The organism is Ureibacillus manganicus DSM 26584, from assembly GCF_000772945.1.
GTDB lineage: Bacteria > Bacillota > Bacilli > Bacillales_A > Planococcaceae > Ureibacillus > Ureibacillus manganicus.
In genome coordinates this window covers 282,850-297,804 of the sequence record NZ_JPVN01000001.1, presented here as the reverse complement: position 1 = coordinate 297,804, position 14,955 = coordinate 282,850, and the positions used below count along the sequence as shown (strand labels likewise).

Sequence of the window (14,955 nt, the reverse complement as noted above, 5' to 3'; positions counted from 1 at the left end):
ATACATCATGCGGTTTACAATAAAGTGTTATGTAAATCGCTTTTTTGTATTCATAACAGCAAGTTATAAATATAGTAAAATAATATTATTAAAACTTAATCATATAGAAAAGACCTAAAAAGGGGGAGAGGAAATGTCTTTAAGAGTCATTAGTGGACGAGCGGGTGCAGGGAAAACAAGTACCATTCATAAGGAGATTGTAAAAGAGCTAAAGAAAGATCCACTTGGTGCACCGATTTATATCATTGTTCCAGACCAAATGTCCTTCTCAACAGAATATGACTTAACGAACAAATATGAAATCAGTGGTATTATGCGTGCCCAAGTAATGACATTTAAACGTCTTGCATGGTACATATTGCAGGAAACAGGTGGTATCGCTAGAGATAGAATAGACAAAATTGGTTACCAAATGTTAATACGAAGATTATTAATGGAAAATAAAGATAAATTCTCACTATTTCGTCAAGCTGCGGATAAGCGAGGATTTACAAATGAAGTAGTACAGTTAATAAAAGAATTCAGTCAATTTAATATCCAAAGTAATACTTTAAATGAAATTATCGCACAACTCGAAGAAAAACAAGCCCCACATACATTGCTTTCAAAAACAAAAGATTTGCAAATTATTTTACAAGAGTTAGAGCAGGAGCTTGGGGATACTTATGTAGACGGAGAAGCCTATTATCCAGTTTTGTTAGAGCAATTGAAAAACTCGCAAAAAGTTAAAGAGGCACATATTTATATTGATGGATTTACTCAATTTACGGTTCGTGAGTTTGAAATTATTAAACAGTTATTATTATTTGCTGAACGTGTCACGGTAGTGCTTCCACTCGAAGATGAGCACGACAAAGATGATGACCAAGCGTTATTTTTCCGTGGTGCTGTAATGTACGATAAATTAATGGAAGAAGCAAAAAATCTACAAGTCGATATTGAACCGCGGGAACATTTTTTTGGAAGCTATCGATATAACAATCTTGATTTAAAACATATAGAAGCGAATTTTCATGAGCCGATTTGGAACTCAAGAAAAGCACAAGGATTTGTTCGTATATTTGAAGGCGCAAATAGACGTGCAGAGGTTCACGCGATTGCCCGGGAAATATGTCGATTAGTGAAGGAGGAAAATGTACGTTATAAAGATATTGGGATTATGTATCGTCAAGCAGATGTTTATGACCCACTGATATTAACGACATTTTCTCAATACGATATTCCAGTATTTACAAACGAAAAGAAAACGATGTTACACCACCCTTTAATTGAATTTAGTCGTTCAATTCTTGAAGTAGTAACTTCAAAATGGCAGTATGAGCCAGTCTTTAGAAGTGTAAAGACGGATTTGTTTTTCCCATTGAAAAGTGATGTAAATGAAATGCGGGAAAAAGCTGACCGCTTCGAAAACTTTGTAATTGCACAAGGGATTTATGGGTATAGATGGTTTGAGAAATCAAGATGGTTGTACAAAAAATATAGGGGATTAGAGTTCTTAACAAATCGTCAAACGGATGAAGAATTATCAATCCAAAAAATTATTGACGAGATAAGGGATATGATCCGTGGACCACTTGAACAATTGCAGAACAAACTAGCAAATGCTGAAACAGGTCGTGAGATTGCAATTTGCCTTTATCAATTTATCGAAGAGTTACAAATTTATGAGAAACTTCAAGCGTTAAAGGATTCAGAACTTGGTCAACATCAGTTAAATGAAGCAAGTGAACATGATCAAGCTTGGAACAAATGGGTAAACGTTCTAGATCAGTTTGTCATCATGTTTGGCGATCAAAAAATGACCGTTGAAGAAGCTGCGAAAATCTTAGACGAGGGCTACGATACGTTAGAGTTTTCAAATATCCCGCCTGCAGTTGATGAAGTAAAAGTCGGGACAGTAGAATATTCTCGCTATGATAATATGAAAGTTGTATTTGTCATCGGTGTCAATGATGGTGTATATCCGATGCGTATGGACTATGAAGGTTTAATTACCGATACAGAACGTGGATGGTTTGCTGCTGTTGATACAGAGCTGTCACCTACATCGAAGCACCGACTATTACAAGAAGCATTTCTAATTTATCGTGCGTTTTCATCACCTACTGATCGGCTATATGTGACCTTTGCAAGCTCCGACGAGGAGAGTAAATCATTATTACCATCTTTATATGTTAATCGATTACACAAATTATTTGAGGTCGATGGACAAAAAACATTGCCTCATCAACGAATTTTAATTGACCCTATTGAAGAATTAGAACAGGATAATGTTCTTTCTTATATTAGACACCCACGGACATCTGTTGCGTATTTAATGATGCAACTGAGACAAGCCCAGTACACACATGAATTATCACCAGAGTGGGTAGCTTTAAAAAGATTTTATGAGCAAGATGCTAAGTGGAAAATCATGCTGGAAGCTGTCATGCGACCGTTAGAAAAGAAAAACGAAGCGGAAAATCTTACCCAAGACATTACAGATGAATTGTATGGAACAGATTTGAATTCAAGTGTTTCTCGTATTGAAAAGTTCTATAGCTGTCCATTTGCTCATTTTTCTACTTACGGTTTAGGGTTAGAAGAACGTGTTGAATATAAGTTAGAAACCTTTGCGATGGGGGATTTATTCCATGAGGCGTTAAAATGGATCTCCATGGAGACGAACAAACATAAGATTCATTGGAATAAACTATCCCGTGAACAGTGTACTCTTCTAGCAAGACAAGCTGTCGAACACATAGTACCTGTTTTCTCACACCAAATATTATTAAGTAGTGCCCGCTATCGATATATCCAACATAAGTTAATGCGCATTGTAGAAAAAACGATGATTGCTTTGTCTCATCAAGCGAAATCTTCAGGCTTTAAACCAATTGCGATTGAAGCATCATTTGGACCTGGGAAAGAGATGTTACCTCCTCTTGAAATTGACTTAGACGGTGGAAGAAAAATGCGATTGCGCGGACGAATTGACCGAATTGATAGTGCGGAAATTAACGAAAAATCCTATCTACGAGTGGTCGACTATAAATCTTCCAGCAGAGACTTAGATTTAAATGAAGTTTATCACGGCTTATCTCTACAATTATTAACGTATTTAAATGTTGCTGTAGATAATGCTAGCCATTGGATAGAAGGCATTGCACAACCAGCAGGAGTTTTGTATGTGCATGTTCACAATCCTCTACTAAAATTGGAAGAAGAATTGGACGAAGGTAAACTTGAAATTGAACGATTAAGACAATATCGAATGAAAGGATTGCTCTCAGAAGATCCAACTGCTCTTGTTTTAATGGATGAAGAATTAGAAGTATCAGGAAAGTCGATTATTGTTCCTGTTCAATTTAAAAATGATGGATCTGTTTACCAAAGAAATTCTCGTGTTGTTCAGCCATTAGATATGCAAAATTTACAACAATTTGTTCGAAAGAAACATCAAGAAGCTGGGAATGGAATTTTAAGTGGGGAAACTTCAATCCGCCCTTATAAATTAAAATCTAAAACGGCTTGCGATTTTTGCTCATTTAAATCAGTCTGTCAATTTGACGTTTCTGATAATATGCAAAAATATCATAAATTACAAACTGAAAAATCAGATGTTGTGGTGACCAAAATTAGTGAGGAGTTGAATAACGATGCGCGAGATTCCAACTAAAGGTCCAGATGTAACATGGACAGATGAACAATGGAAGGCAATTTGGGCTTCCGGTCAAGATACGCTTGTCTCAGCCGCGGCTGGTTCCGGTAAAACTGCAGTCCTAATCAATCGAATGATTGAAAAAGTAATAGACAAAGAAAATCCGATTGATGTTGACGAATTGCTTGTCGTGACTTTTACGAATGCATCTGCAGCAGAAATGCGACATCGTATGGCAGAAGCATTAGAAAAAGAAATTGCCAAAGACCCAAGTAATCAGCATTTAAGAAGACAGCTTAGTTTGGTGAATAAAGCACAAATCTCAACGCTACATTCATTCTGTTTAGCTATTGTCCGTCAATATGCTTATTTACTTAATATCGATCCGGGGTTCCGAATTGCTAATGAAGGAGAATCTTCATTAATAAAAGATGATGTTTTAGCAGAAGTTCTTGAAGAAGCCTATGACAACAAGGATGAAGATAAAGTAAATGCTATCTATCGTTTAGTAGATAGTTTTACATCTGATCGAGATGATCAAGAAATCGAAACATTAATTGATAAGCTATATCAAACTTCACTTGTACATCCAAAGCCTAATGAATGGTTACATTCATTATCAAAGCAGTACAAGTTAGAAGATGATGTCAAAATAGATGATTTACCTTATATAAGTCATGTGAAAAGTGCTATAAAATTCAGCCTCCAAGAAGCCTATTCTTATATAGAAGAAGTACGCGAACTTGCTTTATTGCCAGATGGACCTGCTCCATATGGTGAAACTGCTGAGTTAGACTTTGTGTTATTGCAGGAAGCTTTCAGACGATTAGAGAACAGTACATGGGAAGAATTGTATGAATACTTTCATTCGTTAAAGTGGGCGACGTTATCCCGAAAAAAACAAGATAGTGATCCTGAGTTAAAGAAATTGGCCAAGGATAAACGGGACCAAGCGAAAAAAGTAGTTTCTAAAATTAAAGACGATTTTTTCACTAGAACACCTTTAAGATTAATAGAAGAAATTCGTTTGATGGCACCTATGATTGAAACATTAGTTGAACTGACAGAAAACTACGGTAAGAAATTTAAAGATGCTAAATTAGAGCGCGGACTTTTAGATTTCTCAGACTTAGAACACTACGCTCTTGAAATTTTATCTGTTAATCAAAGTGGAAAATTACAACCATCTGATGTGGCAAATGATTTTCAAGCAAAGTTTAAGGAAGTTCTTGTAGATGAATATCAAGATACAAATATGCTTCAAGAAACAATTTTGAATTTAGTGAAGTCTGGTAAAGAAGCCGATGGAAATCTGTTTATGGTTGGAGATGTTAAACAATCAATTTATCGATTCCGTCTAGCGGAGCCTATGTTATTTTTAAACAAATATTTAACCTTTGAAGAAAAACCTGTTTCTGTTTCATCTGGTTTGAAAATAGATTTGAATGCTAACTTCCGAAGTCGAAAAGAAGTTTTACATGCAACAAATTTTGTATTTGAACAAATTATGGGACAATCAGTTGGTGAAATTGTTTATGACGAAAAAGCAGGCTTAAAACCAAGTGCGCCTTATGATGAAGTGGAAACCCCTGTTGAATTAGCAGTTTTATATGAGTATCAAGATAATGGGGAATCTGAAGAACTAGAAGATGAATTTAAAGCAGTTGATACAATTAGTGAAGAAGAAATTGCAAAATCTCAACAAGAAGCAAGATTTATTATTAAACGAATTAAAGAATTAATGGCAAGTGGAGCAACTGTTTATAATGCCAAAGAAAAAGATCCGGAAAAAAGAGTTCGTCCACTGCGGTATAGTGATATCGTTATTCTAATGCGATCAATGAATTGGTCTAGCGATTTGGTCGAAGAATTTAAAGCTGCTGGAATCCCACTTTATGCTGAATCCTCAAAAGGTTATTTTGAGGCGTTAGAAGTCATGGTTATGTTAAATGTTCTATCTGTTGTAGATAATCCATATCAAGATATACCTTTGGCTTCTGTCTTACGCTCACCATTTGTTGGATTAAAGGAAAATGAACTAGCACTTATTCGTTTAGCGAAGAAAAATGTGCCTTTCTATGAGGCTATGAAGACGTTTGTCAAAGAAGAACGCTCGGGCATTTCATACACGACTGCAGAGAAACTCCATGTGTTCCTACAGAACCTTGAAGTATGGAGAGATATGGCAAGAAGAGGGTCACTAGCAGATTTAATATGGAAGATTTATAGTGACACCAACTATTATGAAATGGCAGGGGCTATGGCAAATGGCAAACAGCGCCAGGCCAATTTAAGAACATTGCATGATCGTGCGTTAATGTATGAAAAAACATCATTCCGAGGATTGTTCCGATTTTTACGCTTTATCAATCGAATGAAGTCTAGGGGAGATGATTTAGGTGTAGCAAAATCAATTGGTGAGAAAGATGACGTTGTTCGATTAGTCACGATCCACTCATCGAAAGGACTAGAGTTTCCTGTTGTATTTGTTGCAGGACTTGGACGAGAATTCAATCAAAAAGACTTCTCTAACTCCTATTTGTTCGACCAAAAATATGGTTTTGCTGTAAAAGCTATAGATCCAGAAAACAGGATTATGTATACATCTCTACCTTTTTTAGCGATGAAGGAAAAGAAGATTTTAGAGATGAAAGCGGAAGAAATGCGTATTTTATATGTCGCTATGACCCGTGCAAAAGAACGCCTAATTTTAGTTGGATCAGTTAAGGATTATGAGAAAACTTTCGCAAAATGGTGTGAAGCAGGTCATTCATCAAGCGCAATGCTTCCAGAGTATGTAAGAGCACGAGCAAAAACTTACCTAGATTGGATCGGTCCAGCTATTGCAAGACATGAATGCTTCTCATCATACTATGACCATTCTTTTTCGCCAGTGCAACATCCATCTTTATGGAAAATATCAGCTATTTCAAATGAAACATTCTCAAATAGTAACAATTGGAATGTTGAAGACGAAAAGGAAGGACAAGTTTTACATGAAGTAGATGAAACCTTGTATGAAGAAATCAATAAAAGATTTACTGCAAACTATCCGTTCCAACAGTCAATCACAAAAAAATCTAAAACAAGTGTTACAGAAATTAAGCGAATCGAAAATCTGCAACGTTTAGAAGAACAAGATGAAATGGAATTCTTGGAGCACCGAACATTTAAATCTGTCGCAAAGAGACCTGTGTTCCTCCATCAAGAAGGATTGACTAGTACAGAAATAGGTACTGCTGTTCATACAGTTATGCAACATGCCCCTAAGGAAGGGTTTGACTCAATTGAAAAGATCAATGAGTACTTGCAAAATCTAGTCAATCGACAACTGTTAACAGAAGAAGAAATGAAAGAAGTTGATTGTGAAAAGGTTATGCAGTTTTTTGAGTCAGCTATCGGGAAACGTTTTATCCATGCTAAAAAAATCTATCGAGAATTACCATTTACATTAAGTAGAACGGATGTAGATGGAGACCGACAGATTATACAAGGGATTATCGACTGTTTATTCTTGGATGAAAATGACAGATGGATCTTACTGGACTATAAAACAGATAAAATTTTACCACGTTTTGCAGAGGAACCTCTACTTACGAAAGAAATGACTGAACGTTATGGTGTTCAACTCAGAATTTATAGTGAAGCTGTAAAAGCTGTTTTAGGATTTGATGTTGATGAAAAAGTTGTTTATTTGTACAACGCAGTAAAGGATATACAACTGTAAATTAGGATGAGAGGATGGGAGGTTTCTATAATAAACATCCTCTCCCAAACCAATTCGACGGTCATTATAAGTCGGTATCGTCAAAATATGATTGTTAGAAAGGGGTCGAATTGTGGATTTTAAACCAACTACATTAAATGAGCGAATCGATTCATTAGATATAATAAGAGGCTTTAGTTTATTAGGAATTTTACTTGTTAACATGTTTGGGTTCTATTTGCCAATGCCACATATTGACTTGCAAGACTGGTTTAGAGAAGCTATGGATATTATTTGGCTTCAAACATTGGATATCTATGTTCAAAGTAGTTTCTATCCATTGTTTTCAATGTTGTTTGGATATGGTATTGCTATGCAATATGTAAAAGCAGAGAATACAGGTATTCGGTTCTATTCATTTGCAAGAAAAAGAATGATTATTCTATTTGTTTTAGGAATGATTCATGCCCTCTTTATTTGGTGGGGCGATATTTTGGCAATGTATGCATTTTGTGGTGTTTTTCTACTATTATTTATTCCTTTTAGTCCTAAAATGATTCTTACGTTTGGATTAGTGATTTTCGGATTAATGCACTTTTTAATTTTAAGTGTTTATGGTATGGCTGGAATAGCAAATAAAGTTTACGAAGCGATGTCAGTTGATATTGTAATGGTTGAAAATGCTATTACTGCTTACGGAATTGGAAACTGGTTTGATGCATTTAATCAGAGATTGAATGATCTATCTGTTCAAATGAACCCAGCAATGTGGCTATCAGCTTTATTCACAATTCTTCCGTATATGTTAATAGGGGCTGCCTTGGCAAAATGGCGTTTAATTGAAAGGGCAAAAAATTTAATAGGCTTATGGATCACACTGGCTGTTGTAGGAATGGGTCTAGGGTTATTTATTAAAAGCGCGCCATATATATTTGAAAGAACTTATTTACTTGAATATTTAAAAGTTTATATAGGCGGACCAATTTTATCATTAGGGTATATGGCATTAATTGTTTGTATTTGCATGTTACCACTATTACCAAAGATTTTGCGTCCTATTGGACAAGTTGGGCGGATGTCATTAACTATTTATATTATGCAATCTATCATTTGTTCGATTATTTTTTATGACTTTGGTTTTGGTTTATATGGTCGTGTAACTGTACAAATGGGTGTCCTAATTGCCATAGCTATTTTTATAGTACAGATTATATTTGCTCTTACTTGGTTCATGAAATTTAAACAAGGACCGCTTGAAGCAGTAGTAAAGAAAATAAATTATCAGAAAACATTTTAAAAATAGTAGGCAAATTGAAAATGTTTGATGTATGATGGAATCAAATTTATTGAGCAGTTTAATCAATAAATTATTTACAAATTGCATGATAGAAAAGGAAATGTTATTAATCTAATAATATTATTACTATTCTTCACGCAGTATTAACTATAAGGAGCGCATTTAAAATGAAGATTTTATCTTTTAAATTAAATGGTGAAGTTAAATTTGGACCGAAAGTTAAGAAAGAAGATGCAGTGTGGGATGTATTAAAAATCCAACAAGATTTGAAAGTTTTCCCTTCTTTTCCATCAGATATTATCGGCGGAATCGCTATAGGCTTTGATTTTGTTGAGAAAATTAGACAACTAATTGAAGCTGCTAAGGAGTCAGGTGTAGAGAATCAATATAAATATGACTTTTCTTCCATCGAATGGTTATCACCAATTCCAAGAACGCCAAAAAACGTTATTTGTATCGGTAAAAATTACAATGAACATGCAAAAGAAATGGGTGCAAAAGAAGCACCGAAAAACTTAGTCGTGTTTACAAAAGCTCCAACTTCCATCGCTGCAGACCAACAAGTATTACCTATTCATGCAAACAAAACAAATGCATTGGATTATGAAGGTGAACTTGCTGTTGTCATTGGAAAGTCAGGGAAGGATATTCCTAAAAACCAAGCAATTGACTACATATTTGGCTATACGATTGCAAATGACATTACAGCTCGTGACCTTCAAGAACGTCATATTCAGTTTTTCTTAGGAAAATCTTTAGATGGCTCTTGTCCTATGGGTCCATATCTAGTAACAAAAGATGAAATTCCTAATCCACAAAATCTAACTGTAGTAACAAAAGTTAATGGTGAAATACGTCAAAACGGTTCAACAAAAGACATGATGTTCTCTGTGGAAGATCTAATTTCAATACTATCTCAATATGTAACATTAGAACCTGGTGATGTTATTTTAACAGGTACTCCTGCTGGTGTTGGGAAAGGTATGAATCCACCAACTTTCTTACGAGCTGGTGATGAAGTGAAGATTTCTATCGAGGGAATTGGTACTTTAGTAAACCGCTTTGAATAGCATAACTTTTATATAATATAGACAAACTATTATATTTGAATCCCTAACTTGAGTCTGGTAGGATATGAATGATATGACAATAAAGGTGGGGAAACAATGAGTTTTTTAACTGACTCAACACATTTACACATTGCTACATGGGTTATTGCAATCGTATTATTTTTAGTTGCAGCACTAGCATCTAGTTCAAAAGCGATTCACATGGTTTTACGATTATTCTATATTTTAATTATTATTACTGGTGGCGCACTGTTCTATAAAACAATGAGTTATGGTATGGGTATGGAATATGGTATCAAGTTCCTTTTAGGAATCTTAACGATTGGTATGATGGAAATGGTACTTGTTCGTAAATCAAAAGATAAGCCAACAATGATATTCTGGATTTTATTTGCTGTATTCTTATTTGCAACTTTATTCTATGGATTTAAATTACCAATGGGTGCGAAATTATTTTAATTATCTGCGCAAAGTACTATGTACTTTGCGTTTTTTTTTATGTTTTGGGTGCGATTTCTTGGGTTAAAGAGTAGCCAATAATCTTGAGTTAGGGTGGATGATGAAGGACATTTGGAAGTAGAAACGCAGTTAAAATGTCGTTCATGAGGGTGATGAAAGACATTTGGAAGTAGAAACGTAGTTAAAATGTCGTTCATGAGGGTGATGAAAGACATTTGGAAGTAGAAACGCAGTTAAAATGTCGTTCATAAGGGTGATGAAAGACATTTGGAAGAAGAAATCCAGTTAAAATGTCATTCATTAGGGTGATTAAGGACATTTGGAAGAAGAAATCCAGTTGAAATGTCGTTCATCAGGGTGCTGAAGAACATTTGGAAGTAGAAACTCAGTTAAAATGTCATTCATGAATGTGATTAGGGAAAATTGGGACTAAAAATCAACATGAAATGTCTTTGATCTCGCTTCTCAAGGACATTTCCGAATGAAAATCATGGTGAAATGTCTTTGATCCCGCCTCTCAAGGACATATCCGACTGAAAACCATGGTGAAATGTCTTTGATCCCGCCTCTCAAGGACATTTCCGAATGAAAATCATGGTGAAATGTCTTTGATACGACCTCTCAAGGACATATCCGACTGAAAACCATGGTGAAATGTCCTTGATACGACCTCTCAAGGACATTTCCAACTGAAAAAATGTCTTTGATCCCGCTTCTCAAGAACATTTCCGAACGAAAATGAAGTTGAAAAGTCTTTGATGCCACATCTCAAGTACATATCCGAGGCGAAATTAAAGATGAGATGTCCTCCACCAGTATTGTTAATCAGTCAACCATTTGTCACCTTTTCGTCGCAATTGTTTTTGCAAATGCTCAATTTATTTGGAAATAATAGCACTTTAACTATATTGTTTGGTAAAATTACGATGGATTTAATATTGTTCAGAAATTATATAAAAAAGTGTCGAGCAATATTTGATAGGAGATGGATATTCTTGAAGATTACAAAATGGATTAGTACCATTGCGGCGACTGTACTTGCAGCCTCTTTATCAGTTGCACCAATAGTGAGTGCAGAGGAAACAAGAACAATTGCAGATGAAAGTATATATGATTTATTAGTCGATCGTTATTTCAATGGCACAAGTGCAAACGATCTAGATTCAAACTCACAAGACCCAACGTACTTTACAGGTGGAGATTTTGTGGGGATCATACAACAACTTTCCCAAATTACTAAAATGGGCTTTACTGTCGTTTCTTTAGGATCTGTTTTCCCAACAGAACAATATGATGGTTCCCTTGTGACAACTTATACAGGATTTGAACCACGATTTGGTACAGAAGAAGAATTTAAAACATTAGTTTCAACACTAAACAACAATAAGATTAAAACGATGATTGACTTCCCAATATCTTTTGTGAGTGAAAACCATGAGTGGGCTCAAGACCCATCAAAAGCAAACTGGGTTCTAGAAACTTCAGATGGACAAGCAAAATGGGATTTATCGAATGTAGATGTGCAACAAGCATTACTAAAATCAGTTGTTGAATTTGCCTCTACTTACGATATTGGTGGGGTAAGATTAACCAATTTAGATGGAGCTAACACTGATTTCATCAATGAATTAATTGCGGCTATAAAAGAAGTGAATCCTTCTATTTATGTCATCTCTAACGAACAAAGCGATGCTGATTTTGATGCTAGTTACTTTGATGACACGTATCAAATTTACCGTTCAATTTATAAAAATGTTGACCAAGATTCCTCACAACAATTAAAAAATTTAGAGGCATTTATGAATGGAGAAGGACAACCTACACAACTTATGGTTGACCATACAAACTCAGATCGCTTCATTATGGATGTAGAAGCGCACCCACCAACAAGGGTAAAACTATCTATAGCGTCAACTTTACTTTTACCAGGGCTTCCAGTAATGCAATATGGTACAGAAATTGCAATGAATGGTGAAGCTGGTCCGGAATCGCATCAAATCTACAATTTTAAAACTGATTCAGAGTTGGTTGACTATATTAAAAATGTTCAAACGTTAAGAAATAGTTCTGACACGTTGCGAAACGGAGAATTTAAATTAATAGAAAATGAAAATGGTCTATTAACTTTTATGCGATCTTCTGACACTGAAAAATGGATTGTAGTTATTAATAATACCGGTATGACACAAAGAATTGATATATCAGGTGATTTGGTTGGAGAGGGCAAGGAACTTCAGGGAATGCTTGAATCAGAGCTTGTCCGTGTAAATGATGAAGGTACATATCCAATCGTACTGGACAGAGAAATCGTAGAGATTTTTCAGGTAATTGATGAGAGAGGTATTAATGTTGCATATCTAGCTGCTTTAGGCCTAGTATATATAATTTTTATTGCTTTTATTGTTGCAATTATGAGAAAAGCTAAACGAAATAAAACAGCAAATAATAAATAAATGAATTTCATTAAAAGAGCTACCTAAATTGATTTTTCTCTTTAGGAAGCTCTTTTTTTGTAATTTTATGCTTTACTACACTAGCGCAATAAACATAGATTTGACAAGGGAAATTTAAACAAGGTACTCTCTTAAAATATTAAATTTCATACAAAAAAATGTGAATTTAATAATAAATTAGAACGAGACATATAATTAATTGTAATCATATTTATGTAAAGTTTTGGTAATATTTGTGTCGAATTCTGTCGAATTTACGAAAATTTTAAAAATTCTCGTAATTTACATTGACAAGAAGTAAATTTCTTGAATATAATTTTTATAAATTTAAAAGATTTGTAAAATTTAAATAATAGTTTGGAAGGAGGAGTATTTTTTGAAGACAACTGATGAGCTGTTGAGAATTAAGAACTTACATACTGGGTTTCGTATTAAAGATACATACTTCGATGCAGTCGACAATGTTTCTTTATCACTTCGCAAAAATGAAATTCTCGCAATCGTAGGTGAGTCTGGTTGTGGAAAAAGTACGTTAGCAACATCAATCATTGGATTGCTTGATCGAAACAAAACGCGTATTCAAGGAGAAATACTATACAAAAATAAAAATTTAGCAGAAATGACAGAGGAAGAACTAAACGATGTTCGTGGTTTAGATATCAGTATGATTTTCCAAGACCCTTTATCTGCATTAAATCCACTAATGAGAATTGGAGATCAAATTGAAGAAAGTTTGATTTATCATACAAAGTTAACGAAAGAACAAAGAAAAGAACGTGTACTTGAGCTGTTAAATCAAGTGGGGATTAATAATCCTGAACGTGTAGCTCGTCAATTCCCACACCAATTATCTGGTGGGATGAGACAGAGGGTAATAATAGCCATTGCAATCTCTTGTAAACCGCAAATTATCATTGCGGATGAACCAACTACTGCTCTTGATGTAACGATTCAAGCTCAAATTCTGGATTTATTAATTGACTTACAAAACGAAACAGGTGCTGGAATTATATTAATCACTCACGATTTAGGTGTTGTAGCTGAAATAGCGGATCGTGTAGCTGTAATGTATGCAGGGGAAATAATTGAAGTAGCTCCAGTTGAAGAACTGTTCAGTAATCCAAAACATCCATATACAAGATCTTTATTTAATTCCATTCCACAAATGAGTCAGGAGAATACTCGATTAAATGTAATTGAAGGAATTGTACCTTCTCTGACGAACCTACCAAGAGAAGGATGTCGTTTTTCTTCAAGGATTTCTTGGATACCTGAAGAAGCGCATGAGGATAACCCTACTTTACATGAAATTTCACCAGGTCATTTCGTAAGATGTACTTGTTGGAAACATTTCCATTTCAAGAGTGATATAGGGGGTAGCCATCATGTTTATGCAGATTGATAATTTAAAAGTACATTATCCAGTACGTGGTGGATTTTTTAATAGAGTAATAGACCATGTACATGCAGTTGATGGAATCAGTATGGAGTTTGAAAAAGGAAAGGCTTACGGGCTTGTTGGTGAATCTGGATGTGGAAAGTCAACAACTGGTAAATCTATTATTGGACTAGAAAAAATAACTTCTGGAAAAATCATATATGAAGGTGAAGATGTAACAAACAAACGCCGTGATCGAAAATCGGCATATAACCGAGATATTCAGATGATATTCCAAGATTCCCATTCTGCTATGAATCCAAGAAAGCGTGTTCAAGATATTTTAGCAGAGCCGATTCGTAATTTTTTAAGCTTATCTCCACAAGAAGAACGAAAAAGAATAAACGAACTTCTTGCAATCGTTGGGATGCCAGAGGATGCAAAGTTAAAATATCCACATGAATTCTCGGGTGGACAAAAACAACGCCTTGGAATTGCTAGGGCAATTGCAACAAATCCAAAAGTAATTATTGCTGATGAGCCAGTGTCAGCACTTGACTTATCAGTACAGGCACAAGTTTTAAACTTTATGAAAGACATTCAAAATGAGTACGGCTTAACTTACTTATTTATCTCTCACGATTTGGGCGTTGTAAAGCATATGTGTGAGCATATTTCAATAATGTATAAGGGACGCTTTGTTGAAACTGGAAATACGAAGGAAATCTTTGAAAACCCACAGCATATTTACACAAAACGTTTACTTTCAGCTATTCCAGAAGTATCACCAATAGGAAGAATAGAGCGTAAGCGTGAACGAGTGAATGTAGAAACTCATTATCAAAAAGAGCATAATCTATCATTCGACGAAAAAGGACGAGTATTTGATTTAGTACCAGTTACTGAAACACATTTTGTAGCAGCATCTCCGACTATAAAGGAGGTCATCTAA

At 34.9% G+C, this 14,955-nt stretch carries 8 protein-coding genes; all 8 read left to right on the top strand.

The features are described 5' to 3' along the window. Positions 1 to 133 precede the first annotated feature (133 nt). The 8 genes from addB to CD29_RS01380 all read left to right on the top strand — a co-directional run bounded on the left by addB (position 134) and on the right by CD29_RS01380 (position 14,955). Positions 134 to 3,658 carry a helicase-exonuclease AddAB subunit AddB gene (gene addB, locus CD29_RS01415; protein ID WP_036182027.1) on the top strand — a complete coding sequence of 1,175 codons (3,525 nt, stop codon included), beginning with the start codon at positions 134 to 136 and terminating at the stop codon, positions 3,656 to 3,658. Next, positions 3,639 to 7,367 (top strand): helicase-exonuclease AddAB subunit AddA, encoded by a 3,729-nt coding sequence (gene addA / locus CD29_RS01410; protein ID WP_036182025.1) that lies wholly within the window; start codon positions 3,639 to 3,641, stop codon positions 7,365 to 7,367. The genes addB and addA overlap by 20 nt, the downstream gene beginning before the upstream one ends. A 112-nt stretch (positions 7,368 to 7,479) precedes the next feature. Beyond that, positions 7,480 to 8,643, top strand: coding sequence for a DUF418 domain-containing protein (locus tag CD29_RS01405; RefSeq protein WP_036182023.1), 1,164 nt, complete (start codon positions 7,480 to 7,482; stop codon positions 8,641 to 8,643). Between the two features lie 167 nt (positions 8,644 to 8,810). Then, on the top strand, positions 8,811 to 9,713 hold the full coding sequence (locus tag CD29_RS01400; RefSeq protein WP_036182021.1) for a fumarylacetoacetate hydrolase family protein: 903 nt from the start codon (positions 8,811 to 8,813) through the stop codon (positions 9,711 to 9,713). A 96-nt stretch (positions 9,714 to 9,809) separates the two neighbouring features. Next, positions 9,810 to 10,172, top strand: coding sequence for a YisL family protein (locus CD29_RS01395; protein ID WP_036182020.1), 363 nt, complete (start codon positions 9,810 to 9,812; stop codon positions 10,170 to 10,172). Between the two features lie 995 nt (positions 10,173 to 11,167). Next, positions 11,168 to 12,625 carry an alpha-amylase family glycosyl hydrolase gene (locus CD29_RS01390; protein ID WP_036182019.1) on the top strand — a complete coding sequence of 486 codons (1,458 nt, stop codon included), beginning with the start codon at positions 11,168 to 11,170 and terminating at the stop codon, positions 12,623 to 12,625. Positions 12,626 to 13,001: 376 nt separating this feature from the next. Next, on the top strand, positions 13,002 to 14,027 hold the full coding sequence (locus CD29_RS01385) for an ABC transporter ATP-binding protein (protein ID WP_036182018.1): 1,026 nt from the start codon (positions 13,002 to 13,004) through the stop codon (positions 14,025 to 14,027). After that, complete coding sequence (locus CD29_RS01380) at positions 14,008 to 14,955, top strand: ATP-binding cassette domain-containing protein (RefSeq protein WP_036182017.1); 948 nt, start codon at positions 14,008 to 14,010, stop codon at positions 14,953 to 14,955. The genes CD29_RS01385 and CD29_RS01380 overlap by 20 nt, the downstream gene beginning before the upstream one ends.

Coding starts and splice junctions, on each gene's coding strand:
- addB (WP_036182027.1), top strand. CDS start 134: ATGTCTTTAAGAGTCATTAGTGGACGAGCGGGTGCAGGGAAAACAAGT.
- addA (WP_036182025.1), top strand. CDS start 3,639: ATGCGCGAGATTCCAACTAAAGGTCCAGATGTAACATGGACAGATGAA.
- CD29_RS01400 (WP_036182021.1), top strand. CDS start 8,811: ATGAAGATTTTATCTTTTAAATTAAATGGTGAAGTTAAATTTGGACCG.
- CD29_RS01395 (WP_036182020.1), top strand. CDS start 9,810: ATGAGTTTTTTAACTGACTCAACACATTTACACATTGCTACATGGGTT.